This is a genomic window from Caballeronia sp. LZ003, from assembly GCF_031451465.1.
Classification (GTDB): Bacteria; Pseudomonadota; Gammaproteobacteria; order Burkholderiales; family Burkholderiaceae; genus Caballeronia.
This window is the reverse complement of record NZ_JARUXJ010000239.1, coordinates 1-25,641: the sequence shown is the minus strand read 5'-3', so window position 1 is coordinate 25,641 and position 25,641 is coordinate 1. Positions and strand designations below refer to the sequence as shown.

Annotated in this window: 33 protein-coding genes and 1 tRNA gene; 20 read left to right on the top strand and 14 right to left on the bottom strand. The window is 56.4% G+C overall.

Translation table 11 applies throughout. From position 1 onward, the window contains the following. Positions 1 to 10 precede the first annotated feature (10 nt). The 5 genes from QCE79_RS36855 to QCE79_RS36835 all read left to right on the top strand — a co-directional run bounded on the left by QCE79_RS36855 (position 11) and on the right by QCE79_RS36835 (position 3,073). Positions 11 to 556, top strand: coding sequence for a pentapeptide repeat-containing protein (locus tag QCE79_RS36855; RefSeq protein WP_309853406.1), 546 nt, complete (start codon positions 11 to 13; stop codon positions 554 to 556). Positions 557 to 908: 352 nt separating this feature from the next. Continuing rightward, the gene (locus QCE79_RS36850; protein WP_309853404.1) at positions 909 to 1,109 is read left to right on the top strand and encodes a hypothetical protein; all 201 of its coding nucleotides are present in this window, start codon (positions 909 to 911) and stop codon (positions 1,107 to 1,109) included. A gap of 71 nt (positions 1,110 to 1,180) precedes the next feature. Continuing rightward, complete coding sequence (locus QCE79_RS36845; RefSeq protein ID WP_309853401.1) at positions 1,181 to 1,678, top strand: lysozyme; 498 nt, start codon at positions 1,181 to 1,183, stop codon at positions 1,676 to 1,678. A 66-nt stretch (positions 1,679 to 1,744) separates the two neighbouring features. Further along, a complete protein-coding gene (locus tag QCE79_RS36840; protein WP_309853399.1) occupies positions 1,745 to 2,329 on the top strand; it encodes a hypothetical protein in 585 nt (194 codons plus the stop codon). Between the two features lie 153 nt (positions 2,330 to 2,482). Then, entirely contained in the window at positions 2,483 to 3,073 is a 591-nt protein-coding gene (locus QCE79_RS36835; protein ID WP_309853396.1) for a lysis system i-spanin subunit Rz, read from the top strand. Positions 3,074 to 4,743: 1,670 nt separating this feature from the next. Here the strand turns inward: QCE79_RS36835 and QCE79_RS36830 are convergent. After that, positions 4,744 to 6,795: a prolyl oligopeptidase family serine peptidase gene (locus QCE79_RS36830; RefSeq protein ID WP_309853393.1), complete on the bottom strand. Its 2,052-nt coding sequence runs from the start codon at positions 6,793 to 6,795 to the stop codon at positions 4,744 to 4,746. Between the two features lie 235 nt (positions 6,796 to 7,030). After that, positions 7,031 to 7,831: a hypothetical protein gene (locus QCE79_RS36825; RefSeq protein ID WP_309853391.1), complete on the bottom strand. Its 801-nt coding sequence runs from the start codon at positions 7,829 to 7,831 to the stop codon at positions 7,031 to 7,033. A gap of 363 nt (positions 7,832 to 8,194) precedes the next feature. Here QCE79_RS36825 and QCE79_RS36820 point away from each other — a divergent pair, with 363 nt between their 5' ends. Beyond that, the gene (locus QCE79_RS36820) at positions 8,195 to 8,827 is read left to right on the top strand and encodes a response regulator transcription factor (RefSeq protein ID WP_309853388.1); all 633 of its coding nucleotides are present in this window, start codon (positions 8,195 to 8,197) and stop codon (positions 8,825 to 8,827) included. Positions 8,828 to 9,431: 604 nt separating this feature from the next. Here QCE79_RS36820 and QCE79_RS36815 read toward each other — a convergent pair. Next, positions 9,432 to 10,529, bottom strand: a complete 1,098-nt coding sequence (locus QCE79_RS36815) for a site-specific integrase (protein ID WP_309853386.1) — start codon at positions 10,527 to 10,529, stop codon at positions 9,432 to 9,434. A 214-nt stretch (positions 10,530 to 10,743) separates the two neighbouring features. Between QCE79_RS36815 and QCE79_RS36810 the strand changes: the two genes are divergently transcribed. The 3 genes from QCE79_RS36810 (at position 10,744) to QCE79_RS36800 (ending at position 12,346) form a co-directional block, all read left to right on the top strand. Beyond that, a tRNA-Arg gene (locus QCE79_RS36810) sits at positions 10,744 to 10,818 on the top strand. Between the two features lie 290 nt (positions 10,819 to 11,108). Then, the gene (locus QCE79_RS36805) at positions 11,109 to 11,936 is read left to right on the top strand and encodes a hypothetical protein (protein WP_309853383.1); all 828 of its coding nucleotides are present in this window, start codon (positions 11,109 to 11,111) and stop codon (positions 11,934 to 11,936) included. Then, positions 11,933 to 12,346, top strand: a complete 414-nt coding sequence (locus tag QCE79_RS36800) for a hypothetical protein (protein ID WP_309853381.1) — start codon at positions 11,933 to 11,935, stop codon at positions 12,344 to 12,346. Before QCE79_RS36805 ends, QCE79_RS36800 begins: the two co-directional genes overlap by 4 nt. A 7-nt stretch (positions 12,347 to 12,353) precedes the next feature. Here QCE79_RS36800 and QCE79_RS36795 read toward each other — a convergent pair whose 3' ends face one another. Next, a complete protein-coding gene (locus QCE79_RS36795) occupies positions 12,354 to 12,896 on the bottom strand; it encodes a DUF4224 domain-containing protein (protein WP_309853379.1) in 543 nt (180 codons plus the stop codon). A 32-nt stretch (positions 12,897 to 12,928) separates the two neighbouring features. Next, on the bottom strand, positions 12,929 to 13,300 hold the full coding sequence (locus QCE79_RS36790; protein WP_309853377.1) for a toxin-antitoxin system HicB family antitoxin: 372 nt from the start codon (positions 13,298 to 13,300) through the stop codon (positions 12,929 to 12,931). Positions 13,301 to 13,522: 222 nt separating this feature from the next. Between QCE79_RS36790 and QCE79_RS36785 the strand changes: the two genes are divergently transcribed. Continuing rightward, positions 13,523 to 13,651, top strand: coding sequence for a hypothetical protein (locus tag QCE79_RS36785; RefSeq protein ID WP_309853375.1), 129 nt, complete (start codon positions 13,523 to 13,525; stop codon positions 13,649 to 13,651). Here the strand turns inward: QCE79_RS36785 and QCE79_RS36780 are convergent. The 7 genes from QCE79_RS36780 to QCE79_RS39635 all read right to left on the bottom strand — a co-directional run bounded on the left by QCE79_RS36780 (position 13,648) and on the right by QCE79_RS39635 (position 16,094). Next, positions 13,648 to 13,947: a hypothetical protein gene (locus tag QCE79_RS36780; protein ID WP_309853373.1), complete on the bottom strand. Its 300-nt coding sequence runs from the start codon at positions 13,945 to 13,947 to the stop codon at positions 13,648 to 13,650. The genes QCE79_RS36785 and QCE79_RS36780 overlap by 4 nt on opposite strands. Next, entirely contained in the window at positions 13,944 to 14,300 is a 357-nt protein-coding gene (locus tag QCE79_RS36775; protein WP_309853370.1) for a hypothetical protein, read from the bottom strand. The genes QCE79_RS36780 and QCE79_RS36775 overlap by 4 nt, the downstream gene beginning before the upstream one ends. Positions 14,301 to 14,320: 20 nt before the next feature. Further along, a complete protein-coding gene (locus QCE79_RS36770; RefSeq protein WP_309853368.1) occupies positions 14,321 to 14,560 on the bottom strand; it encodes a hypothetical protein in 240 nt (79 codons plus the stop codon). A 73-nt stretch (positions 14,561 to 14,633) separates the two neighbouring features. Continuing rightward, a complete protein-coding gene (locus tag QCE79_RS36765) occupies positions 14,634 to 14,942 on the bottom strand; it encodes a S24 family peptidase (protein WP_309853366.1) in 309 nt (102 codons plus the stop codon). Continuing rightward, positions 14,939 to 15,307, bottom strand: coding sequence for a hypothetical protein (locus QCE79_RS36760; protein ID WP_309853364.1), 369 nt, complete (start codon positions 15,305 to 15,307; stop codon positions 14,939 to 14,941). Before QCE79_RS36760 ends, QCE79_RS36765 begins: the two co-directional genes overlap by 4 nt. A gap of 177 nt (positions 15,308 to 15,484) precedes the next feature. Continuing rightward, complete coding sequence (locus QCE79_RS36755) at positions 15,485 to 15,910, bottom strand: hypothetical protein (protein WP_309853362.1); 426 nt, start codon at positions 15,908 to 15,910, stop codon at positions 15,485 to 15,487. 31 nt (positions 15,911 to 15,941) lie between these two features. Then, the gene (locus QCE79_RS39635) at positions 15,942 to 16,094 is read right to left on the bottom strand and encodes a helix-turn-helix transcriptional regulator (RefSeq protein WP_404989499.1); all 153 of its coding nucleotides are present in this window, start codon (positions 16,092 to 16,094) and stop codon (positions 15,942 to 15,944) included. 170 nt (positions 16,095 to 16,264) lie between these two features. Here QCE79_RS39635 and QCE79_RS36750 point away from each other — a divergent pair, with 170 nt between their 5' ends. Continuing rightward, positions 16,265 to 16,825, top strand: a complete 561-nt coding sequence (locus QCE79_RS36750; RefSeq protein ID WP_309853360.1) for a hypothetical protein — start codon at positions 16,265 to 16,267, stop codon at positions 16,823 to 16,825. 48 nt (positions 16,826 to 16,873) lie between these two features. Here QCE79_RS36750 and QCE79_RS36745 read toward each other — a convergent pair whose 3' ends face one another. Next, entirely contained in the window at positions 16,874 to 17,710 is an 837-nt protein-coding gene (locus QCE79_RS36745) for a Bro-N domain-containing protein (RefSeq protein WP_309853358.1), read from the bottom strand. A gap of 266 nt (positions 17,711 to 17,976) precedes the next feature. Further along, entirely contained in the window at positions 17,977 to 18,693 is a 717-nt protein-coding gene (locus QCE79_RS36740) for a LexA family transcriptional regulator (RefSeq protein WP_309853356.1), read from the bottom strand. A gap of 587 nt (positions 18,694 to 19,280) precedes the next feature. Between QCE79_RS36740 and QCE79_RS36735 the strand changes: the two genes are divergently transcribed. The 9 genes from QCE79_RS36735 (at position 19,281) to QCE79_RS36695 (ending at position 25,602) form a co-directional block, all read left to right on the top strand. Further along, a complete protein-coding gene (locus QCE79_RS36735; RefSeq protein WP_309853354.1) occupies positions 19,281 to 19,610 on the top strand; it encodes a helix-turn-helix domain-containing protein in 330 nt (109 codons plus the stop codon). After that, entirely contained in the window at positions 19,607 to 20,518 is a 912-nt protein-coding gene (locus QCE79_RS36730; protein ID WP_309853352.1) for a hypothetical protein, read from the top strand. The genes QCE79_RS36735 and QCE79_RS36730 overlap by 4 nt, the downstream gene beginning before the upstream one ends. Continuing rightward, positions 20,515 to 22,326 (top strand): toprim domain-containing protein, encoded by a 1,812-nt coding sequence (locus QCE79_RS36725; RefSeq protein ID WP_309853350.1) that lies wholly within the window; start codon positions 20,515 to 20,517, stop codon positions 22,324 to 22,326. Before QCE79_RS36730 ends, QCE79_RS36725 begins: the two co-directional genes overlap by 4 nt. After that, positions 22,323 to 22,700: a hypothetical protein gene (locus QCE79_RS36720; protein WP_309853348.1), complete on the top strand. Its 378-nt coding sequence runs from the start codon at positions 22,323 to 22,325 to the stop codon at positions 22,698 to 22,700. The genes QCE79_RS36725 and QCE79_RS36720 overlap by 4 nt, the downstream gene beginning before the upstream one ends. A gap of 35 nt (positions 22,701 to 22,735) precedes the next feature. Continuing rightward, positions 22,736 to 22,972, top strand: coding sequence for a hypothetical protein (locus QCE79_RS36715; protein ID WP_309853346.1), 237 nt, complete (start codon positions 22,736 to 22,738; stop codon positions 22,970 to 22,972). Positions 22,973 to 23,060: 88 nt separating this feature from the next. Then, the gene (locus QCE79_RS36710; RefSeq protein ID WP_309853344.1) at positions 23,061 to 23,561 is read left to right on the top strand and encodes a MarR family transcriptional regulator; all 501 of its coding nucleotides are present in this window, start codon (positions 23,061 to 23,063) and stop codon (positions 23,559 to 23,561) included. Between the two features lie 172 nt (positions 23,562 to 23,733). Next, positions 23,734 to 24,900 carry a tyrosine-type recombinase/integrase gene (locus QCE79_RS36705; protein WP_309853342.1) on the top strand — a complete coding sequence of 389 codons (1,167 nt, stop codon included), beginning with the start codon at positions 23,734 to 23,736 and terminating at the stop codon, positions 24,898 to 24,900. Continuing rightward, positions 24,897 to 25,127: a hypothetical protein gene (locus QCE79_RS36700; protein WP_309853340.1), complete on the top strand. Its 231-nt coding sequence runs from the start codon at positions 24,897 to 24,899 to the stop codon at positions 25,125 to 25,127. Before QCE79_RS36705 ends, QCE79_RS36700 begins: the two co-directional genes overlap by 4 nt. 19 nt (positions 25,128 to 25,146) lie before the next feature. Then, positions 25,147 to 25,602: a hypothetical protein gene (locus QCE79_RS36695; protein ID WP_309853338.1), complete on the top strand. Its 456-nt coding sequence runs from the start codon at positions 25,147 to 25,149 to the stop codon at positions 25,600 to 25,602. Positions 25,603 to 25,641: the final 39 nt, after the last annotated feature.

Below are 25,641 nucleotides of genomic sequence, written 5' to 3'. Positions count from 1 at the left end.
CGGAGCTGACTTGAAAGGGGCTGATTTGCGCGATTGCAACCTGAGCGGCGCGATGCTTGAGGGCGCGAACCTCGACGGCGCAATTCGCAGCGACACGTCGTGGAAGCGTGGTACTGAGATCAAGAACCGCCATACCGGTGCGGTGATACTGACCACGCAGAGCGACAATCTTGCTGACGATCTCAGTCAAGCTGCGAACAGGAATCTAAGTCACGCAGATCTTGGCGGCGAGCATCGGGGCAGCGCGCCGCTCGTGAATGTGAAGCTCGCGAACACCGCGCTTTGCGATGTCGACTTCACTGGAGCAAAGCTCACATGCGCGGACCTGCGTGGGGCTGATTTGCGGGGTGCGATTCTTGTGCGAGCTGCGCTTGAGGGCGCGAATCTGAGCGGAGCTTGTCTGCGCAGCGCGGACCTGTCCGAAGCTGACTTGCGCGGAGCCGACCTAAGCGGCGCTGACCTGGATGGAGCGCGGCTGGAAAATGCGAAGCTTCGCGGTGCGGATTTGGCGGGTACAAACCTGCGTGCTGCGTGCTTGAACCGGACCCAGCGATAATAAAGCTATTGCACGGGACGTCGGTCGGCTATCTGCCGCGTGGCGTTACGACCTCAGAATTCGTACGCGTCATATTGTTCAAGGAGCAGGATGCTTTTACAGTAGTACCGCTCCGCACCGATTGGTAACGGCGTTGCTTGTCCGACTGGACGAGCGATTGCGGAGTAGTTTGTGATCCTCGACCCTGGGGGCCATTTTCAAGCCCTCTTTAAGCCGCCTTGTGCGGCTTTTTTTTCGTCCACTGAAGCGCACGAATGAAGCGGCTAACGCCGCTGCAGAGAAAGCGCGTCTGCGCGAAACGGATCGCAGACTAAGCAGGCAGACGACACAAGCGGTAATTAGCGGAGATGCAATGAAAGATGACCTAACTATAAGCGTTGCAAAAGCGATGCCCGTCGTTGGTGGCAACTTCTGGTTATGGCTAAGTAGTCACGATATTAACTGGTGGGTCGCGGTGGCGACGCTTGCCTATATTGGCGCGAGTTTCGTGTTCGCCTGGAGAAAAGACCGGCGCGATCAACGCGCGCGCGAACGCGAGTCGGCTCACGTCTGATCCGCCAAAATCTGAGCAAAGCCCCGTTTGCCATCGAAAGCCGGGGCTTTGTTGCTTCTGGAGACTCTTAAATGGCCAACCTCGGGAAAGCAGCGCTCGCGGGCATAGTCGGCACCGTAGCTGCGACTACGTTGTATTGCATCGTGCCTCGCTTTGAAGGGGTGGTGCATCGCGGTTACCTCGATCCGGTGGGCGTTGCGACGAAATGCAGCGGCGACACGCACGATGTCGTTGTCGGTCAGTCGTACAGTTCGGCCGAGTGCTGGGAGTCGTTGAACCGCCAACTCATGAGGCATGCCGATATTGTGCTTCGGTGTACGCCGGAATTGAAGGACCATCCGAATCAACTCGCGGCCGCGGTCAGCTTTGCCTACAACATAGGCGGCACAGCCTACTGCAAAAGCACCACCGCGAAACGATTCAATGAGCGTGACTGGAGGGGCGCTTGCCGGGCGATGAATGAATCAGACGACGGGCGCGCTCAATGGGTGAGTTCAAGAGGCCAGGTGCTTCCTGGTCTTGTAAAACGGCGCGCTGAGGAGCGTGCACTTTGTGAAAAGGAGCTGTGAATGAGGAGTCTGAATCGAATACGGTCGATAGCGCGAACGTTGCGGCGAGGCATACCAACGTCGAGGATGCCTAGACCTCCCGCCGATTACACCGGCGAGGCGCGCAGTATTGCTTTGATGATCATGCGCTGGCTGGGTCTTGCGTTCGTCAGCCTGTGCGTTGTATCAATAGCGTGCCTTATGGCACCCGTTCTACCGTTATTTGCCCTCGGTAGTAATACTTTGCCGCGTTGGTTGCGATGGTTCCAGACACCCGATAACTCTTTAGACGGCGACGAAAATTTTAAGAAAGACGTTGCACCCTTTCCCGGGCCACAACGGGGCTGGCGGCAGTATGTTAACCGGGTTGTCTGGCTGTGGCGCAATCCTTCTTACGGGTTCGACCTCGAAGTTCTTGGGTTCACCGCGACAGAAGACGCGACTCTGTCCACGTTCGGCACGCTGCCGATGAACGTTGCTCCGCCGCGTACGGGATGGTACTTCGCGGTGGCGGAAAATCTTGACGGTACAACCGCGTGGCAGTTTTATGCCGTAAAGCGTTGGAGAGCGTGGGCGTCGCGCGTGAATTTTGGCTGGAAGCTGTGGAGCGTGCCTGGCAGGTGCCAGTTTGTCGTGACGATACAGCCTTACCTTTCGATATCGACGCAATAGCTGGCGCGTCGCACACGGAAAACGCACGATGTAGCCGCTGATTGCCGAGTCGATCGGCGGATGCAGCTATCGCTTGAACTTCACTGACGCGAGCTTCTCGGTTGGAGCCCGTCAGTCGATTCGCATTGAATTTCTAAAGCGAGGAAAGGACTCGTGTCCTCAACTTTCAGCGACGTAACTCTCCGTTTGGTCTTTGGCGTCGTGATCGGTGCGACGTCGATGCACGCGTTGGACAACGCTCAACTCGTTTTCGAGCAGGCTGCGCATGCGCGCGATAACGAAGCGAATGCGCAAAAGCTCAGTGCGGTATCTGATGCTGCGGCCAAGGCCGCACGCGAGTCGATCGCCGCGCATAACGAAGCGGCCGCGCAAATCGCAGCACTCGACGAACGTTTCTCTAAGGAGCTTGCATCTCATGAAGATGATTACGCCAAAAATCGCGATGCTGTTGCTGACGGCACTCGTCGGTTGCGCATCGCAATCGCGGACGCAGAACGCCGTAGCAGTGCCGCAAATCCAAGCACTGCCGCCGGCGGCGTGGGCGATGGAACGCGTCGCTACGCCGAGTTATCACCAGCGGTTGGAACAGCTCTTTTCGGAATAGTTGACGATGCGGACAACGACGCCCGTAGAAAAGCCGAATACCTCCAGCGATACATCTGCGCGCTTCACAAACAGGGCGTGATTGCGGGCAGATGTTCCGACCGGGACCGCGGGCGCGAGCTTCCAACGGGCGCTTCTTGATACGGCGAATATTTGACGTAATGATTTGGCGCGAGAAAAATGAATTGCATAGGCTTCGACGAACTTCAGCGTCAGCAAAGCAATTACATGATTGTGGGAATATTTTTGTGTCAGGCAAGGCTCAAATTCGTACGAGTCCAATTGTCGGGCAAGCAGAATATTCATAAAGTAGTTTCCGCTCCGCGTCTGTATCAACAGCACGCCTGATCTGAACGGTCAAGCAATTGCGGAGCAGTTTGTGATCCCCGACCTTGGGGGCGAAGCACGCCCTCCTTAAGCCGCCTCGTGCGGCTTTTTTTTTGACCGCTCGTTGGTTTCATGCAACGAGCGCGACCGGCGCGGTGGATGTCGGTGAACAAACAGGCGAGCGCCGGAAGACAACGATGGATTACTTCTCACGGTGAAAAATCTTGACGGTCTGGTGAAGCGTTGGGCCACGGAGCGCCCACTTTGCGAGTAAGCTTTATGACGCAAGTGTGTGTATCTGCAATTCGAACAGACTTCATAAATCGGCGACGACATTTCGCCTAAGAGTTCTCTCAGTTCATATCCGTGTGCTTTACCGGCATTGCATATTGCGCATGCGGCAGGCCTTTGCGCGTTTCTGGTTGAATAAGAACCAACTCGGTTCGTAAGGCGACAGTTGTATTTTTTAGGCGCGTTGACTCACCCGCATTTATGTAGGGCTTCGGTAGTACGACTACCCGTCTACTTGGAAGTAGCACAATGAATGGAGACATCCTCACTGGGTAGTCGGTTGGATTCGTAATCGTCAAGGTGTTGCCTAACTCGTGAAATTGCAACTTGGTCCATGGTTCGATGTTTCCCTTCAACTCCGCTGGCCCAGAAAAAATCCTCACTAACGCTATTCCCGCACTTGACGAGAGTGTGGAACTGATTGAGTTGGATGTTGGCTCGGAAGACCTTGCGCTTTCGCGGGGTGCAGGAGGTATGACGTTCGACGCCAGCGCCTTGGCGTTGATGGCAAGAGGGTTAGAGCTACCGCACATGCTGCACTGCTCAAAGGAATGCTCTACATAGCCGGTGTTATGGCCGGGCACATGCCCGAGAATCAGCCACGCCAAGATGGTAGTTATGAGATCGTCGGTTGTCATGCCTATATTGTTGCGAGTTAAAGGAACTAAGCTACGCGATGAAGGCGACAACATCAATCAGACGCTTCTCGGACTTGTCATTGAGACGGCCGAGGGCGCCAATGCGTCATCGTAGGACTGCAACCCGTTAATGTCGAACTGTCGGATGGGAAGCTGAGAAAGCTTCGTATGGCCCAGCCCCAAGGCCCTAAAATCGTCATATCTCTCAGCGTTACAGCAGACTTCTTATGGGAGCTGTCGGCGTCATTGGCGTTGAAACCGGTGCGCATGCCGAGCTATCACTAGAAGTTGCAGCAACTCGTTTCAAAATGGGAGATGACGCCGAGCATAGCGCTCGCGCAACAGTTAATATTTGCAACGCTATGTCTGCGCGCTACGGCAGGAAGCGAGTCTCGTCGGCCACCGCAAGACTCCTTTCCCTCGAAGTGACGATTGTTGTGACCGTCTGTACTGCCTCTGCTAGACCACGGTAACTAGGTCGAAAGGGACCGTCGGGCAGGAAAGTATTGACTCTCACCAGAACCTGTTTGCGGACGGCTCCGCGCTGCGTGGGAATCACCCGTCAAGAAGCCCAATCGTTTTGCGAAAAAATTCAAAGTTGATCGCTTCACTGCGCGCGATCTGTACAGGTGTCACTCCCGCGCCGTGTCCTCCTTCATCCACTTCTCGATACCAAACGTTGCTGTGCCCTTGCGCCTGCATCTTTGCCACCATCTTACGCGCATGAGCCGGATGCACGCGGTCATCGCTCGTAGATGACGTGAAGAGTGCCGGAGGGTATGTGACATCAGCTTTCACATTTTGATAGGGCGAATACGACAACAAATTGCTGAGGTCGTCATTTTTATTGGGGTCCCCATATTCGTCAATCCACAATGTGCCTTGCAGTAGCAAGTGAAACCGCGTCATGTCGAGTACCGGCATTTCCGACAGCACAGCACCGAATAGATCGGGTCGCTGCACCATGCATGCCGCCACCAGTAGGCCGCCGTTACTGGCGCCGCGAATCGCGAGCTGCTTCGGCGACGTGACATTCGAGTGAATCAGCTCCTGCGCGACCGCAATGAAATCGTCGAATGCTACTTGTCGGTTCTTGCGCAACGCCGCCTGATGCCAGGCTGGTCCAAACTCGCCGCCGCCGCGAATGTTGGCGACCGCATACAAGCCGCCGCGCTCAAGCCACGCGATGCCTGTCGTCGCATCGTAATGCGGATCGAGTGCGATTTCGAAGCCGCCGTAGCCATAAAGCAGGCAAGGGCGGGCAGCGGTGTATGTTTCAACATTGTGGCCGATCAGCCAGTACGGGATGCGTTCGCCGTCCGGCGCAATAGCATGATGGCGCACGGCTGACATTCCGTTCGCGTTGAACCGGGCGGGCGACTGCGCTAGCAGTTGGCACGGCGCGTTGTTGGCGAGGTCGGCATAGTAGAGCGTAGGAGGTGTCAAAAAATGTTCGACTTGAATTAAGACCGTATCGTCCCGCTTGCCGTCGACTGCGCGCACGGACATCTGACCCGCTTCTGGTATGGGAAAATCGCGCCATTCCCACGAAGCGTTGCAGTCGACTGTCGGGCGCATCAACGTTATGTGCGGCCTACCATCGTCCTTTTGGGAGACGACGAGCCAATGTTTTGTATGATCGATTCCGGCGAGCACTCTGCGATCGGACGGTGCGAATAGCTCTGTAAAGTCTCGCCCTCCGGCAAGGAAAGTGTCTCGGAGGATGACGAGCAGCGAACCCGCATCATGGCGCTTCTCGTTAACGGTCCATTGTTTGCGCAGCGTGACGATAAGCCAGCGGTTCCAATGATCGATTTCAGCGTGTGCCGGCAGGTCATACTGCCTCCAGCAACCTGTTGTTTCGTCAAGCCAATAGTGCAGCGTTTCGTAGAACGTCAAGTTGCGAAATGCAAAACGCAACTTCGCAGCCGGGTCATAGAAGGCAACCGCAACCATATCGCTTTTTGCGCCTTCAAACGCGACGGGTGCATCGGCGAGACGCGTACCGCGGGTCCAGAGACGCGATTGTCGCGGTAAGCCTGAAGTTGTGACCGCGTCTTCTGTGTCAACGAGGCTGTCATCCCAACTTACGTAGACAGCGTCGCAACTGATCCATGAAATGAAATGTTTCCCGACGTTGGGAACATTGAAGCCGTCGTCTATGAAACGCTTTGCTTCAACATCGAATTCGCGTACTACGCACGCGTCGGACCCGCCACGAGAGAACTTGATCAAGGCGCGGTTGTGGTCGGGGTGCAATAAAGCGTAGCTAGCCAGCGTCCAATGGATGTCTTCTATATCGGACACGTTCAGGTCAATCGCGCCAACATCCAAAACTGTTTCCCAATCCGGTTCACCAGCGAGCCATGCATGCCAGGCAGTGCGTCTTAAGATACCTAGGGGATACTCATTGTCTTGCCAGGTGTTGTATGCCCAGTCGCCATGACGCGTGCACATCACCATCCGGTCCTGCGACGTATATGCCCGTTCGAGGCGCGCCGCGAGTGCGAGGGCGTCTGCTGTCTCGCCGAACGACACCTCGGTGCGACATGTTTGGGCGTCAACCCAAGCCTGCGCGCAAAGACTATTTAGCGATTCGAGCCCCATGAAAGCGTCGGGATCGTTTGATTTGGGCCAAAGTAGGCCGTCGCAGTGCCGTGATTTATAAGTCATCAACGAGAAAATAAAAACTGCTCTAGAAAAGAATCGGCGATTCGAACGCAGCTTCAACGTAAGAAGGCGTCACAGTGCTCTGGTTATCACTGCCGTGCGGCTGGTTCGCCTACTTCAACCCCGGTTATGGTAAAGCCCAAATTTTGTCTTGGGAATTAACACCGCAGCGTTATTCAAATGGTCCATGCCATGAGCGTTCGATTGCAGTCCACGGACGCAGATGCAGATCAAGCGAAGAGGTCGTGACCCCAGTCGGAGTCTCGATGGTGATACCGATAGCGGATGGTGTCATGCCTGACGCCACTCCGCGGCAGAGCTGCCATGACTGTGGCGCGATGTAGCGCTGCGAAAGCACAAACGTTTGACCGAAAGGGACCAAGGTGACTAGCGGAGAAAGAAAGACAATATGCGCGCTACGATTCTCAATGATTACGTCGCCATATTTGTTTATCGATGCAGAGAGCAACTCGCATGGGTCGTCTTCAAACTTTAGTCCCGCTGGTCGAAAAATTAAAGGAATGGATGTCTCCGCCTCCTGCGTGGCAGCGTTGGGATAGGATTGGAACCATTCGAAACGGGCTCGGTACAATTGTTCTGTCTCTGCTTCGCCCGTGAGGAGAACGTAGTCGATAGTTCCACACTCCCCGCTTTCTAAACTCATCATAAGGGGCATTACCATGATCGATGTCGCCTGCGTCTCCGGGAACCGGTGAACTGACGGTAAAACTACAATGCGAGACCTGCCTACGTTTTGAACCGCCAGTTTTGTCTGCTTCGCGTCCGTATCGATCGTGATCATACGCGCACCGATGGCTAGCGAATCAAATAGTGAGAATTCCTCATTCTCTTGGTTCAAATCGGAGCTTTTGCAAGCTGGCTCTATTCTCATCTTATCCAGAAGGCGCCTCTTCCCGCGTTGAAGTTTCGTGATAATCGATCTTGGTTTGTCGATGAACGATTGGGTCGGCATATCATTTTCTCCCTCGTGTGTTTGTCAGTTAAGCATCTGACATCCAATTTTGCGCGTCTGATTAGTTTGGCTTGAACTTCGGACATAGACAATCGGACCTTTCGTACTTGCGCCTCGAATGTGTCCGACCCGAATCGAAGCCCAATTTCAGTACGGGTGCAGTTTTCAACGGCGCGTCATCATTCTGTGCGCTAGATTCGTACGAGTCAGATTGAGGGCGGCCGACAGTTCATCTAATCTGACTGCCCTTTGTGCGTCCGGTGATCCGCTATCCTCTGCGGCGTACCTTCACGTTCCATGAGTTGGCTAAAAATGTGTATAAAAGTTATATCTGCTGAAAGCCACCCGCTAACCGCGCTCGGAGTGAAAACTCTAATTCAGCGTTATGAAGGGATGGATTTGGTGGCAGTCGTTCGGAGAAGCGATGAACTTTCAAACTTGGCGTCAGCGCACGATTTTCACGTCGTGATTACAGATCAGGAGGCGGCGTGTGAGGCGGCCGGAAAGTCGTTCAGACCGTTGCTTAAAATAATCCTTGAAGACCATCCAGCGGTGGGCGTGGTTCTACATTCTTGTGTCCGCAATCCGGCTTATGTATCGACTTTAGCGCAGCTTGGTGTACATGCGATACTTGATAAAGAAGACATAATCGAATTTCTACCAGTCGCTATTTTGGCAGCTCACGCGAAGGCTACTTACGTTTCTCCGAAACTTGCAGGTTTTAACGTTGCACCAAGCTCGACTGCTGATGTCAGGCCGTTGTCTCGATGCGAGATAAATGTGTTGAAATCGGTCTTGGCCGGATTGTCTGTGAAGGAGATATCGTTGACGCTCTACCGGTCGAAGCAAACAGTGAGCACGCACAAGAAAAATGCGATGCGAAAGCTTCAAATTAATTCAGACGCCGAGTTGTTCCGAGCCTTCTCTGAGCAAGATTTCGCGATTGTTGAGTCTGGGCTTCGTTATGTCACTGGTGGTCCGCAATGCAGAGGGTAAGCGGATCGTTCAATGTTAGCCGATGTAGGCAGTCGGTCATTCCAGCTATTATCCTTTGCGTTGCTTTCGGGCTGTTGGGCTGTACAGACCTGCACGAGCACGGCTATGCAGGCTCTATCCCAAATTCAGATGCGTCACCCACAAATCCTGGGCCGGAGCTACCTCTTTATCGAGTTGAAGATCTTTCAGGGCGGGTTCAGAGTTTTTTGGCTGACGGCTACGTCGTTGTAGCCGTGGCGGCTTTCGTCACAAGTGACGAAGGTAAGGAACGAGAGAAAGCAGTACAGTTTGGAGCGGACAACAACGCCGACGTTGTGATTATGTGGGACGTACCAGCCAAGGAGTCATTCATGGACATACCTTCCGGCCTGCCACCGCAGTTTTGTCGATTCGCGGGCAGCCGATGTGGCTCCATCAGTATTGCTCGAGCGAACCGTGCGCACGTGTACGTTGCAATGGCTAGGCGACCAAATGCTGACACGACCTAACGTCGAGATCTCCCAAATTTGGTGGACCTTGAATTGCAAACGATGCCGTGGGGTAGTGATGCGCGTTCGTATAGAGCGGAGCGAGAATGCCGTCGAATTCCCAGGTCGCCCCTCGATTAGGCAGCCGAGTCGATAGTGAGGCGTCCTTTCTTCGCAATGTTGGCGACGTTTAAATTTGTGTAGCGCTTGAGGTTACGCCAATCCTTATGGCCGGTGACTGCCGCAACTTCGGGAATCTCCCATCCTGCCTCAAAAAGAGCACTCGTTGCTTCATGCCGCAGATCATGTAGACGGAGGCCGACTATTCCTTTCGCGTCGCATGCTTGTTTGAAGTATTTGCTCGCGGTGCCTTTGTTAAAACGAAAAATGAATTCGTTTTTATGCGGCGGTAGGGAAGGGTCAGCGGCTCGCTTGCGCATGTAATCTTCCGGGACCGGGTAGCGCGGTTGCCTTGCAATGACCTCGGACGAATCGCCGATAAGCGGAACCCACTCGTTGTTGCCGGCCTTCTGCCTCGGATGTTTTCGGTCTCGCACAAGCGCTAGGTGTCTCTCAGTGTCGATGTCATCCCAACGTAGCGAGAACAGCTCCCCCCGGCGAAAAGCGCACTGTATTGCAACCCGCAGCAAGTCTGGCATTGCCTGCTCCCGCTCCGGGTGTTCTACAAACCAAGCGAAGATCTGTTCAATTTCTTCTTTCGAGGGGCGGCGTTCTCGCTTTTTCCCCGGTCCTATCAGATGCAGGTGATGGAGGGCCGGCCGCGCGGTGCCCACTGCATCAGGTAACGCAATGTCCAGGAGCGAGGCGGTGTGACGCATTACTGTGCCGAGTTTTGATAAGTCCATGTCGATTGTGTACGCGCCAGCACCGCCCGCTTTGCGCGCTTGGGCAAACTTGACAATCCGCTGCGTATTCAGCTCGGCGGCTAAGCCATCGCCAAACTCATCCTCCAGCCGTTGCAGAATGTAGTGTTCATTCGACTTAAGCTTGATTTGGCGGCCGGACGCAGCGCGTGCCTCGCGATATTTGCCAATCAGCTCTCCGACAGTGACGGCGCGAGCGTCCGCGGCGTTTTGTCCTTTGTCGATCGCTGTTTCCTGTTCGCGTGCCCACGCTTGTGCCGCGCCTTTCGTTTTGAATGTCTTTGTTATACTCTGCCCGCAACGGCGCACCTGGGCGCGCCAGCGGCTACCAACTTGCAAGATAGAAGCCATCCGTGATCTCCATGGTTGTAGCAGTGCCAGATCAATCTTTAGCCCAAAAAGTGGGTTTTGTAGCAAAAGTGTAGCAAAGATGGTGTTAAACGAGGTCTCATTGCGTGTCACGGTGCTTCATTTAGGAAGAAGCTTGAACGGCCGGAAACGCAAGCTGTATAAGGCTTAAGGACTGATCTTCGTGAGCCCGAGTCGTCCCCTCGGAATGGTCTCTCTCCCCGTAGTTCAATGGATAGAACGAGTGCCTCCTAAGCGCTAGATGCAGGTTCGATTCCTGCCGGGGGGACCAATGAACGGCGTCGGAGCATTGTCGGGAAAGGGATTGCGTGAAGTTTGGCGTAAATCTGGCGTAACGGAGAAAATTTGTCGCTACGTTGGAGCACACTAGATTCCGCCAAGCATCATCGACTTCAGTCACTTATACTTCGTTACCGCGCCGCGTGCTGGGCCGGCACCCATGTTCGGCGCCGCACTGTTTTTTTGCGGTTTTGCCCTCAAATTTTGGGCATGGCGGACGTTAATGTGTATGTGAGCAGGCGTCTGCAATCGCCTCGATGCACTCAAGGTCGTTACTGTCAAATGCCAATTTTCGCAGCCGCTAGCAACGCTGAAGAGCAGATCTTCAACGAAGTTGTGCACCTCCTTGTGAGGCAGCGAGACGCTTCGGTTTCCGGGGCATTGATCGAGCTCAAAGCGCAGTTGGAAGCCATCTATCAACGCAAGATGAAGGATGTTGTTGCCTGCCAGATGGGGCTCGGCCTTGCAAACCTCGGGCTGGGCGATCACGCAGAGGCTTTCAGGTTGATCGCTAACGCACAAAAGATTGCTCCAGGGGTCGATTACGTGGTGGGCAACGCGATTGTTGCCTTCGTGAACATGGGGTACTTTGAGGACGCATTGAAGCTGGCGAACACTGCCGTAGTTAGATTCGAAGGTGACCAACTGGTCCTACGCGCGGCGACGCTCGCACTTGAATCGACGTTGCACTTCGAAGAAGCATCTCAAAGTATTGATAACCTCCTGAAATTCGCTCCGGACGCCAACATGCAAGCATCTCTTGTCGCTCGTCAAGCACTTCTGGCACAGTTGGCCGCAAGGGGCAAGCATGATGGATTTGATGGCGATTCATTGATGGCACGTGCTCAATGTGCGGTCGAGTGCTTGAAGCGATCTGGCAAGCAGATCTTCTCGATTGATCTGCGTGGAGTCCACGTCAACTCTGTAGCGCTGGAACTCTCGATCGATGCGTCACCGCAGGAATGCGCGGAGTTGAATTACGTCGTTGCCGAGGCACTTTTCGACAACTTCGAAGATGCGACGGCTGTTGATCTTGTCACCTTCTCAGTTCGGTCGTTTGTAGGAGCGTCGCCTCTTTCCACTTTCGCGGATTCGCGGGTAATTGCATGACAGTTTCGTCTGCGGACTTCCTCGTTAGCGCGATCGCCTGCAGCAACGGCGGCGCCGAGATCGATTTCAGGAATTGCATCAGCCGCGCATACTACAGCGTTTATCATGCTGCGCTCCCGGTCGCGGACGCACATTTTCCCGACACAAATGCTGCCTTGGCGATGGGGACTCACGAGCGCCTCAGCAAGCGTTTCCTTGCGTCTCCGACGAGGTCGGCAAAAGGCGTTGGATACGTTCTTGAAAACCTGAAGCGCGCCCGCCATCGAGCTGACTATGATCTTGGCGATGAAGTGACAGGTTCAGACGCAGCTCAGGCGATAGCTGATGCCCGCGCGTTCGCGCAACGTTTGTCGCAGTGTGTTCCGGCAACGGCGATGTCAGCTTCTGCCGTTTCCGCGCAGAAAACGTAACTTGGCCTTACGACCGTTTCGGGAATAGCGGACGCAGCGGAGGTCGAAGTTCCGCGATGGGCCCACTGTCTAGCCGATATTTTCGGGCCAACAATAATTCGAACGTGTCCCAAGTCATAACAACTAGGCCGTCGTTACGACGCACGACGTTAATCGCGAAGTTCTCCGCAAACCAGTCAGCCTGTTTGTTCCGCTGAAGCAACCCCGTCACTTCGGCAAGGTCTGCATGAGTGAGTAGGCGATCGCCCATCGTCTTCTCACTCCATGTAATCGGCGTTTGGACTAACGAAGAATCTGCCACCGATCTTCTTAGGAGGAGGGTAGATGTGCCCGTCTTCCATCCATTTGCGGATGTCGTCATGTGCGGCGCATGGTCACCGAACATGATCTCAGCCCAGATTTTGAGCGGCACATATCTCGGAAAACCTTTGAGTTGGGGCTTCGTTGCATACTTCGCAGCGCGCTTGGCGATCGCCTCGCTCCGTTCGTCCATGCCTTTGGCAACCCACTCGGCAAGCCAATTCGGGTTGCTGCGGTCGACCTTTGGCATCGTCGATCCTCTATCCTCAAGTCGGGACGTGTTCACTTGTGAGCGCTAATCACGCTGAGCAATTGACGCGCAATTTCAACCTCTCGCCTCAACGAGCCAGCCTCGCTTTCACCCGATACTCTCGACGGCGCGTGCGCGACACGATCGAGCACTTCGGCGGCACGGCCCAAGCCACTCCAAAGTATTCCGTTGTGCTTCATCAGCGAGTCGGTGAGTTGGGTATCTCGTTGCCGAATTGCTTCAAGGATGTCGGACGTCGCGTCCTTGTGTGGGTCGTGACGCAACCGTAGCGTGACTTCGGCGTTGAAGGACGAACCGGCGGCATCCGCAGCATGGGTGATGGCCGCGTGTAGCTCCGGCGGCATGCGAAGCGTCGTTTTGTTCTCTTGGTCGTCGGCGGGCATGCGCGAATTCTATCCGCCGGGTGATAGAACGGCTACCGATAAGGAAGCCGACGCCGATTATCGCAGGTAAATGCCCTCATTTTGGCGCTTCGATACTACATTTGAGACGGCACAATGCCATCGCTTTATCCACGATGCGAGATGGCTGCAGGCCAACATGTAAGCCGGAAGATCGCGATAGTCGACTTGCTGACTGACCGATCGACTCCGATCGAAGCACTTATGGCCGCGCTCATCGCAGTGACCGAAACCCCGGATCTGCCGATCGAGCAGTTGCGCTCTCTACTTGGCCTTGCGGCGGACATGGCTTCGGACGTGTCAACGGCCGCAAGTTCGATGCTCATCAGCTAAAGCGCGCGCCGACGTCGGCCTGGCCGGCCTGCCGGAATCACTCCTTTATTGCTCCGCGCCCATTCGAGTACATCGCTCGCAAACCAACGCCGCTGCGCCTGTTTTGAATCGACGGGGCGAAAGGAAGATGGGAATCCGGGTCGGGTAACCACACGCATTTCAACGGTCGTCTTCGACAAACCCAGCCATTGCGCAATCTGATCGACGCTCCAAAGCGTTTCGCTAAGCGGGCGCCGATTCTCCAATGCCGCGACTAGACGCTCAATCAAATTCTCTTCGATCGTTTCGGTACTCATGCTAATTCCTTTTCAGGCACCTGGGGCCAAGCACTCGATAATCCGTTTGTGAGACGCGCACGACGGGCGGCGCGCATCGCTTCAATATGTTTGCGCGACACGGGATTGACCAGGTGCGGACCTTCTCCAAGCGTGTCGGTTTCAACGTGTCCGAAAGTCGTCACGACGCCGACGTGGGATTGCGACACCTGCGTGAAGCATGACAGCAGCCCGCCGAGAATTGCTACGACTAAGAAGGCGATAACGCTGTATCGGTACTGGGGCTGGCGGTCTTTGCGCAGGAGCGCGCTGCCTATTGCGGCGAGGGCTGCGATCGTACCGCCGAAAAAGATGATGACGAGGACTTGGAACATTTCGGGGCCTTCTAGATTGGTTAGGTGGAACGACGTTCGGATTCGTTGTTGTGCTGACGCTGCAAGGCTTCGTCGCACAGGGCAATGACGGTCTCGGGCGTCATCAGCTGCGCGAAGATGTCGACGGCGCGGAAGGCGAAAACGGCCGGCAACATCGGATCGAGTTTCATGGCCTGCGCCGACTTCGCGGCGCGCTTAATGTGTTCGATTTGGTTACGGGTCATCAGAAGTCCCTGAGTTTGAAAACGCGGATCAACCACGTGCAGACATCATTGCTGATGATCTCGTGCGACCAAGCGCGCATCACGATGCGTTTAAGTGGGGTGCGGAAGTTCACGTCGCAGACCCCGCAATCTCGTTGTAGAAGCTTGCTTTGCAGCGGCCGATAATCGGATAGCAGGCTTTCACATCATCACGGCGCAAAGTGCTTGCGGCGGCTGGTGTGTAAGAGCGCAGCCGGTACCTGTCCCCGTCGAAGGACGCCAGCGAGCGCACGATCGTCTGCCCGTTCGTGAGGTTGATTACGACGTCGTCGTCGGGCTCGGCCGCATCTTCGGTGTCGTAGATGACGACTTCATTGACCTTGATCCGCGGATGCATGTCGCGCGACTCGACGCGCAGTGCGAAGTAGCGCTCACTCATTGCGACACCGCTTGGTTTTCTTGCTGAACTTCGTCGATCCGGTCGGCGTAGAACTCGATCTTGTCGATCGCCATTTCGGCCAGCGCTTGAATCGCCGAGTGCAAACCGCCTGTCATGTATCCGTCGAGCGGTTCGCATCCGTTATCGGACGAATAGCGATCGTTTGTGAGAAGGGTGTTCACGACAGCGATGCCCTGAAGTGCACGATGCACGTGGTTGAGACAGTGCGCTGCGCCCGCATCGCCTAATAGTGGCTGGGCGCTGATGCGGTTATATCGGTCGTTGTAATGGTTCGATTCCTCAAACTCGCTGACCGCGCCCCGCTTGCCATCGCTGGCCAGTTGTGTAGAATCCGCCGTGTTCATGTTTCAAGTCCTCGTTGTGCGACGCGCCTCGGCTGCCACCAGCGGCGCGTCATTCTTAAAAGCCGTGTTCTCGGCGCCTTCAAAAATTTGCAAATTCTCGATTCGTAAGTACGAGTGCTCCCCCTCAGTAGTAGTACTGAGTAGTTGCAACGAAGTGGTTACAGCTTTTTGGCTGTCTTATGCGGCGCTATCGCTGATCCATTCGGCGGTCGATTTCGCGTGATCTCGGCAGTACATTTCGTCAGCCATGTCGTGCAAGATGCACTGCACGTCGGCGGGCAGTTCATGCTCGCTGAGTTCCTTGAGGCTATGGCGGATGTCGGCAACATACGCGGTTGCGTCCAGAATTGCGGCGACCATCGAAAGGCTCGAAACAGCGGAAGTCCCCCGCAAATCGGATATGACAGTGGAAAGGACAGCCGAATCGCGCTCTTTAGCGAGCTCGTCGGCCACATGCGCTGATGCCGACAACAGTTCGGCGGACGCTGCAGAATCGCGGTTGGCAATGTCGTGCAACTGCAGTCCAGCGTTGTGGATTGCGGCGGAGAGTCGCGCGGCCGCGCCACCTTCGTCGTAATTGACTGTTGGGATGGGATATTTCACTTTCTTCCTCCGTTGTATCCTGGCAGGCTTGCTACAGCACTGGGCTTAGCCAAGCGTCCAAGTCTTCCTTCCGGTACCAGACTCGGCCCCGCTTGATGAACTTCGGTCCCTTCCCGGAGACCGCATACATGGCTAGCGTTTTCACGGACAGGCCGGTGTACTTCGCCGCATTTTTCCGATCCATCCGACCGTCCGGTAGCACGGTGACTTCGACATGTCTGAGATGCTCCACCTTGTAAGTTCCTATGTGTGTTAACAGACAGTACACGAATCATACAGAATTTCAGATGTTGTACAAGAGCTGCGATGTGTTTAAAATCACCACATGGATTCTTATAGAACATTGAGGAACAGATGATCGACGACGCAGAGAAGCGAAAAGGCGGTGGCGCTAAGACGAGCCGGTCGGAAACGGTGACGGTTCGACTCGAGCCTCGGCTCAGATACTTAGCGGAGCTTGCCGGCCGGAAACAACGCCGCACGCTCTCGTCATTCATCGAGTGGGCAATCCTCGAAAGTCTCGAAAGGGTGAACATTGATGACGGCGGTCCGAACCACAACTCGGAGTCGATCGCTGAGGCCAGCAGCAGACTGTGGGATGTTGATGAGGAAGATCGTTTCGCAAAGTTGGCTTTGCATTTCCCCGAGCTGTTGACGCATGACGAGCAAGTCTTATGGAAGCTAGTCAAGGAGAATGGGTATCTCTGGAAGGGAAGATATGCACGGCCCAACCTCGTTTGGACGTGGTCAACAGACGAAGCCAGTCTGATCTTTGAGAGGCTGCGTGAGCACTGGGCCGTATTCAATGCTGTTGCAAGAGGAGAGCGGCCAAGAACTGATTTACCGAGCTGGAATCGAATCGATCCAACCAAGGCCGGCGATCCTGATCCTATGGACGACGACATTCCGTTCTGAGGAATACTTACTGTAGTCGTTTTTCTCTTGCGCACATGTGCCTCCTTTTCAGCGCGTCGTGGCGATGCCGAACAGACCAGCCCCGGCGAGCGGTTCGTCGGAAGCCGCGTTCGCGCGCACCTTGAATCGTCCGCTAATGTAGGGGTGCTCGAATTGAGCTGTCGTTACTGGCCGACACTCGTCGACAAACCGCCGGAACACCGCAGTCACATCTTTTCGCCACCAAACGGTGTAAGTCGAGCCGTTCGCGTCTTCGTGGTTATTCTTGACCTCGCCGGCAGGCTTCGGTGCGAGCGGGCTCTGGCGGATTACCTCGTCCACGATTTTTGCCGACAAGCCGAACTCTTCGGCGATGCGTTTGCGAATATGGGTGATCGACTCCGCGTTGCTCGGGCATGACGTGAAAGCGCGGGTCTCGGTGAGGTCAACGACCTGCTGGCGCACGAGCTCAATCGCTGCTGCCTGTTCGATCTGACGCGTTTCAATCTCGGCCATCAGCTGTGCGCTCTGCAGGAACATCTGCGCCGGCGAAAGTGGCTGCGCACCAGGCATCGCATACGACCCGGTCTTGCGGATCGACGGCAGCACTTCCTCAAACACCCAGCGCTCGAACTTCTCGGCGGCCGGCATTCTGCTGTTCACGATCAGTCGGAGCACGTCGGCCTCGGTCAGGACTCGGAGTTCCTGCATTCCGCCAGCCGTCTGAAGGGGGTAGCGATTCGTTACCCCCTTGCAGTGATCGTTCATAGCCTTGCTGGCGTTGGCGTAACTCAGCACGTCACACACATCTTTGCCGACGAAGTGCTGAATGCCATCAACATCAACCACGCGCACGTCGTGCTTCTTGCCATCCGACGCAAACTGGAAAATGTTGAGCGCGCTCATGCCGACACCTCGGCCGCAGCCGGGCGCTTGACGTCGATGCCTGCACCGCGCATCCACTCGGCTTGTTCGGCGTCAGCGTGGCCGCGCATGAATGCGCAAAGGACTGCGACTAAGACCGCCCAAATCAGGGCGAAGAGTGCTGCGTGTTGGAGGTCCATCTAGGCTCTCACTGGCGGGTGACTGTGAGAGGCAGTATCGCAAAAGCGATTAAAGCGCGCAATGGCTTTTGCGATTTTTAAGAAAGAAAATTACTATCGTGCGATAGCTCACATAGTTAAAGCCGATCCAGAGCGATACACACATTGGCCGATGATCCAGAGGCGATCAAGGTGGATAGGCTCGACAGTGCGGTCCAGATAGTTCTTGCTTAATGCGTGGACGACAAGCGTCCCGCCGGCAAGTTTGAAAATCTGCCGGATGATAGGCTCACCTTCGAAGATCATCGCGAACACTTGGCCGTCGCGCGGCTCGCAATACGCAGTGTCAATCAGTACGAGATCGCGGTCATTTAGAAGAGGTTGCATAGCGGTCCCCCGCATCGTCACGACCTTACAATCCTTGGGATCTCGCCCCGTCGCGACGAAGAAATCTCGTGGAACAGGGACAGCCAACCGCCTGACGGCCAGCCAGTCCACAGCATTTTCCTGCTGTGAACTTCGTTCGAAGGTCTCGAGATCGAACCAAAAGTGAAGGTCTTGACTTGCCCTGCCGTGATGCAGTCCAGGAGCGGCTTTGGTCGCCTCGCTCGTCGCTTCAAAGTCACCATCCATTCCGACACTCAACCTCGGCGGTGTCCCATCCAGCAACCATTTCACGTTCGTATTTAGCGCGTCAGCAATCTGCACCACATGCTTGCTTCCTAGATTGCGACCCGTTTCGATATTGTTGATCGTGGTCTGCGACACTCCCGCGAGCTTGGAAAGCTCGGCTTGCGACAGGCGGGCCTCTCGGCGCGCAATCTTCAACCGTTGACCTAGCGTCATCTCTGTTCCCTATGGCAAATGCCTTGCGAAATATTCGCAAAAGCCATATATTGCGATAATCGCCAAAGCGATTGGCGTCCACCGCGTTCGCAATATTAGGGCATATATGAAGGCAAATCTACTTGTCCACGAATTGATTCTGTTGGGTCTCACACAATTGGAGATCGAGCAGCGCTCTGGCGTCGGTCAGTCCGTAGTCTCAGATCTGAAGACCGGCCGCAAAGGCAAACGTGTTTCGTACGAGACGGTGGTAGCACTCGAACGCCTCCGAGACGCCGTTCTGCACGAACGCTTCGCTACCTCGGTTCGGCGCACCCCGCGATCGAGGAGGATCGCTGCAATGGAAACGGTGGAATGAGGCGCGCTTGTCTGACTCTCGCTCCGAGATCCGATTTCGACCGTGAGCGTCTGATCGGTCAACTCGGCGCGCTCGTCTGCTCGTCGTCTTCGACGCGCCTTTGGCGGATCACCTGCATGGCCGCCCAGCGCCGCCTGATCCGCGGTCGTTCGCCAATTCAAGTCGCCAAGATGGACACGCAGTTGCGCGTCCGTGCCTATCAAGAACAATCGTCCGGACGCCGTCGCAAGTGAAGCCCTATACCTGGCGCCAAGCCATTATTCGGTCGGAGCTTCCGCCGACGACCCGTCACGTTTTACTGACGCTTGCCTGCCATCTGAAAGAGGATGGCGCCGTACCTCCCACCTCGAACGACGTCCTTGCCTTCGAATCGGGCCTGTCTGAACGGTCCGTCACGCATCATCGCCGTCGCGCGACAACCCTCGGTTGGCTTGACAGAGCGCAACAGCCGGCAATTCCGTCGAACTTCTCGCCCTCATTTCTCGGCGACGACGACTCTGTTTTCCGCGAAGTGGACCGCGAGTCCTCGCAATCTAACCGTCGCAGTGTGCCAGCATGAAACCCACTTCCCCGAAAGAGAAAACGGCACCGCGTCGATTTCAAGGCGTATGGATCCCGGCCGAGATGTGGCTTGATCGCTCGCTGTCATTCGTCGAAAAGCTAATGCTTGCCGAGATCAGCTCACTCGAGAGCGACGCTCGCGGATGCTATGCGTCGAACACGTACTTCGCTCAGTTCTTCGACCTCTCGCCGTCTCGCGTGTCTGAAATCATCTCGTCGCTGTCGGCCAAGGGGCGAGTCGGTGTAACGCTCATTCGGAAGGGTAAGCAGATCATCGAACGGCAGATCCGGACCTTACCCCCCTTCGATTTTCCGAATACCCCCTATTCGGAAAACACGGAGAACCCTATTCGGAAAACCGACGAGGGGTATTCGGAAAACACGAAAGAGATAACAAAGAAAAGCATTAATACAAAAGCAGACACACACTCGGCTGACGCCGAGGAGCGCGAGACCGAAAACGAGAAATCGAACGACGATGCCGACTTCGAAGAAGCGTGGAAGCTCTATCCGAAACGTGACGGCGGAAATCCGAAGGCAGCGGCGCTGAAGGCATGGAAGGCGCGGATTCGTGAAGGCATCGAGGCAGCCCGACTTGTCGCGGCCACGCGCGGCTATGCGACAGCGATGCTGAAGGCGGGGAATGTCGGCACGCGGTTCGTCCTCCAGGCGTCGACGTTCTTCGGTCCTGATCGGCGATTCGCGGAGTTCGCGCCTCGCGATGATGAAGCCAGTGAAGCCGGCGCGACGGAAGCGCTGCTGCCTTGGTGGCGGCGCGCCGGGTTCGATATGGAATGGAAGGCCATCAACGCCGGCTGCAGCGAAAAATACGCTTTCGTGTGGCGGCACGGCGTGCGGATGACTGACGACGAAATCCGCGCGGCTCGCGAGCGAGGTGAACTGTGAACGCACGCGAACTGAGCGCGCTGATGGCGGAGAGCGCCGAACACATTGCGGCGCACCTGCTGCGCGAAGGTAAGAAGCAAGGCCGTGAGTTCAAGGCAGGAAGCATCGCCGGCGAGGCGGGCAACAGCCTCTCGGTTTGCGTCTCGGGTGCCAAGCGGGGAGTGTGGAAGGACTTCGCGACCGGTGAGACCGGCGACATGCTAGCGCTGTGGTGCGCGTGCCGCTCGCAATCTGTCGCGGAGGCAATGCGTGACGCGAAACGCTTCCTAGGCGTGCGCGACGAGATGCCTGCTCGTTTAATGCCGAGCTACAAACGGCCGCCGCGGCCGCAGAATGCAAAACGCCCGACCAGCGCGGTCTCCGACTGGCTGTCGGCGCGAGGCCTGAGCGAGAGCACGATTGCGGATTTCAAAGTCGCGGAGATTGTGCGCGGTGACTCGGTGTACGTCGTGCTGCCATACCTGCGTGACGGCGAACTGATCAACGCGAAGTATCGGAACATCGCCGACAAGAAGGACATGCGTCAGGAAGGCGGCGCGGAGCCCTGCTTATTCGGCTGGCATCTTGTCCCGCCCTCTGCCCGGACCATTGCTATCGCTGAGGGCGAGCTTGACGCGATGTCGCTTCATCAGATGGGCATTTGCGCTTTGTCCGTGAACGCTGGGGCAGGGAATCACGGATGGATCGATAGCGATTGGGACCGGCTCGAGCGTTTCGATGAGATCCTGCTTTGCTATGACGCAGACGACGCTGGTCGAAAGGGCGCGAAAGAGGTCGCCACGCGGCTCGGACTTGACCGTTGCCGAGTCGTCACTTTCGGCGATTCTAAGGATGCGAACGATTTCCTGCTAGCCGGGGCTGACACTGCAGCGTTCCGCGCCTGTCTGGCGGCGGCGCGCTCTTTCGACCCGGACGAGCTGCGGTCATTGGCTGACTTCTGGCCCGGCGTAAAGGCGCTGTTCTGGCCGGCGCACGAAGGCGCGCACGCGCCGTTCCTATCGTTCTGCGGCCAGTCGCAGCTCTGGTTTGAGTTCCGCTATGGCGAGGTGACGGTCTGGAGCGGTTACAACGGTCACGGCAAGTCGCTGTTACTGAATCAAGTTCTCATTGGTCTGCTCGACCAAGGCGAGCGCGCCTGCGTGTTCTCGGGGGAGATGACGCCAGCGCGTCAGGGCAAGCGTCTCGCGAAGCAACTGGGCGGACTCGACAGGCCTTCTCCGGCGTATCTCGATCACATGGCCGACTGGGTTCGCGATCGGATGTGGATCTTTGATCTCGTCGGGACCGCGTCGATCGACCGCCTCTTGATTGTCTTCACGTATGCATTCAGGCGCTACGGGATCAGGCACTTCGTCATCGACTCTCTAATGATGACCGACACACAGTCCGATGGTCCGGGATCGATCACTGCGCAAAAAGAAGCGATGCGCAAGCTGGCGAGCTGGGCGCGCGCCAACGATACCCACGTCCATTTGGTCGCGCATCCCCGCAAGGGACAAGACGAAAAGCGCACACCTGGCAAGCAGGACGTTTCTGGGGCCGGCGTTATCACCGACGCGGCTGACAACGTGTTTTCCGTGTGGTCTGCCCAAAAGCAGGACGTTATGCCCGGCGACCCCGAGCCGGATGGCTGGCTTGAATTGCTGAAGCAGCGCAACGGCGATGTCCAGAACAAGAGGCTGGCGCTGTTCTTCAACCGAGAAGCTCAGCAGTTCAGCACCTCGGACTCCCGGCGTGCGCACACCTATCTGGAATACAGCGCTCAGCCTGCGCAGTACGACGCTGCCCGCGAGGGATACATGCAATGACTATCGACGAACTGATGAAGGACATCGCGATCATGTTTCCGCGCATCAAGCGGATGCAGCGGCAATACCGATGGGCCGATGACGACGAGCCACGCTGGATGATCGGGGCCGCATCGGACGTCCTGTTTGCCGACGCCCTCCCGATTTTCTGGGATCTTATGAGCGGCGAACCTTCCCACGATGGCGGCGTACACACAGCTTTCACGGCATGGGTCGAAAGCCGCGGTTGGTATCTTGAACGCGTCGATGCCTTCTGGTGGATGCCGGTCGAACAGCCGACCGAGGAGGAATTCACAGAGATGGGTGAAGAGGAGTCGGCGCGCATCGAGCAAGCCTTGCAAGGTCCGCACAACCCCTTCGATTGCCCGTTCTGATCATGCCGACCAATTGCACACGAGGAGATCTCGCAGTGATCGTGCGGGCATCGGCCAATGGCGATGAGGCGTATCGCAAGTACACGAAGCGTCTGATCGGAAGGGTCGTGACCGTGACGAAGTGGGAGATGCAGGGCGCCGAAGTGTGCTGGGCGATCCGCCGGCCGTTCTGGATGCGCATCGACGGCGTGAAGACCCGGGTCACAGGCATCCACGACAGCCTACTGCAGCCCATCCGCGGCGCGGCGGCGCGCGAAGTTGAGGTCCTATGAGGCGCTTCGAATATCTCGATCCGGCGATCGTGCTTGAGCGAAAGCAGGAGGGCACGTGTCTCGGATGCGATTTGCTGGAGATCTCCCGATGGAGCGGCACGCGGAAGTACGTTTGCAGCAAGGGCTTTCAAAAAGCATCGACGGAATGGTCCGAGATGCGTCGATGCAGAAAGTACGAGGAGCCGGTATGAGGCCGCCGTTGACGTTCGAAATCGTGATGCTGCTGAGCAAGTCGGAGTTGGGCCTGCAGAGCGCCATGATCGCGCGAGAGCTAGAGGCCTCGCGCCATGCAGTCCAGAAGGCGCTACCGAAGTTGGTTGCGCGGGGGTTCGTCACTCGCGCCAAGGCGCGCAAGGGCGAGTTCAGCCGCTATTTCGTCACAGATGAACAGGCAGCGCGATACCGGCTCAGCTGCGTTCGCAGGGCGCCAGCGCAATTCGGCGCAATGCGCGACGACGCCATCGCCAGGAAACTCAAATTTCTTGAGTCGGTTGGACGCGGGGTGTTCGGCGAGAGTCCTGTGCTGGCCGAGATCATTGCGGATTTTCAAGAATTACGCCGGCGTCAAGCCGAGACGGAGTCGCGATGAAGACGCCGCACACATGCTGCTCACGAGGGACCCGGGTTCGCGTCGTGCTTCGCAATGGAGACGTGATCGTTGATCGTTTTGTTGAACGCACGGGCAAATTCATCGTGCTTGCTAACCATCGGCTTCGCGGAGGCGATTTAAAGTCGTTCGGGATTTATCGAGGGGCGACCCGGTGAGCTATCGGTTATTTCGTATTGGAAAGATCTGGCATTACCGCTTTCAGTTAAACGGCGCGCGCGTGCAGCGCAGCACACGCGAGAGTGTCAAGCACAAGGCCGAAGCCGTGGCCGCGCGCGCCTATAACGATGTCAAGCTTTGGTCCAGAGGATGCGAGCCCGTCCCGACGTTGCGGGACTTGTTCGTCAAATGGATCGCGGCCAACGAGCCGGTTGTGAGCAACGCGCACATCAAGTCGATGCGAACCGTCGCCCGTTTGCATCTGTACGAGCTCGGAGATGTTTCGGTCGATCAGTTGACGAACGGGGCCATTGAGCAGGCGCGCATCGAGCACTTGAAGACCCACAGTCGCGCGAGTGCCAATCATTGGCTCAAGTCGATCAAGGTCGTGTGCAATTGGGCGGTTCGTCGCAACATCCTACCGATGGTGCCGTGGTCGGTGAAGCTGATCAAGCTGCAGAAAAGGCCACGCACGACGTTGCCGGCGTCGATGGCTTCGAAGTGGTTGATCGAAGTGGATGCGGCGGCCGCTCGGCAGCCGGGTGTGTCGATCGCCGTGAGGTTGATGCTCGGATTGGGGCTGCGCGAAATGGAGACCATCACGGCGCGCTGGGAGTGGCTCGACTGGGAGCGCGGCACCTATACGCCAGGTCGGACCAAAGGGCGCGAGGCCGACCCCGTACCAGTGCCTCAATGGTTGCTTGACTATCTGCATCCGATGCGCCACGCATGCGGACTGATCGTGACGCGCAAGAGCGGCGAGGCGTTCAAGGCGGGTTTTACGCGTCGAGCGATGTTCGCCGCAAACGCCGCATGTGAAGTGGTCGGGCTCACACCGCACCGACTGCGCGGCACGTTCGCCACGCTATTGAGCGAACAGGGTGTTCCCATCCAAACCATCCGGCGCGTGATGCGCCACAAGGATGCGCGTACGACGATGGTGTACCTGGAAGCTGACCTCGGCTCGGTTGTCGATGCGCAAGCACGATTAAGCGAACGAATGGGCTTGGTCGATCTCGCGAAACGCAAAGTAAGTGGCGAAAAAGTGGCGAAGAGCATCGCTCAAACCCTTGTCGTTACTGAGTTTGCAAATTCCTGTGAGTCATCCGCTCAAGGCGCAAAAAGCGGGACTAAGGTCATCATGAAACCATCGACATCATGAGCGCGTACACCTACATTGAGATGTCTTCTGTCCCGCGCCCGCTCTTGCAGATGGCCGTGCGACAAGTAGAAGGATTGCAGAGTTGGATCTCGTTTCCCGGCTGCCCATTCGCTGGAATCGAAGAAGAAGGTGAGGTCCAGTTCCCGTATCCGAGCAACCGCGAATTGCGCGAGCAGCTGGTCGCTTGGCTGGATCACTGGAACATTTCTTACGGCATTGAGCAATAGCGCGATGAGGAGCGAGGCTATGAGTGAACATAGTTTGAATGAAGATGCGCGAAACGCGGCAGACGACAAGGTTCATCGTTGGGTCGCTTGGTGTCTGACACGCCGCATCTTCGCGCCGTATGTAAAGTCGAATGTGCTCGCGCGTCTGCAGCCCGCCCGTCGAGCAATGGCGCGCGAGCCGGACTCGTTTTTGGATCCCGAGATGCCGTTCTTCAATATGGCGATCCATGCGCTGTGCGAACAAGGCGGTAGCGCGCACGAGGCGGAGTGCTTCCTCGGGGTCTATTGGTATAACGCGAACATTAAGGCATTGGCCTACGAGCAGAAATGTGCGCGTGGCACAATCTATAACCGCGCCCGGCGGTTTGCGGTACGCGCCGAATCGCTTGGTAAATCAATCCGCCGGGCAAGTGAGAGCTTCATGTCCGAAAAGTGTTCAAGAATTATTGAACAAAATAGTTCTACTGCTGATTGAACACTTTCATATAAAATCGGCTCTTAATCGATAGGCTGC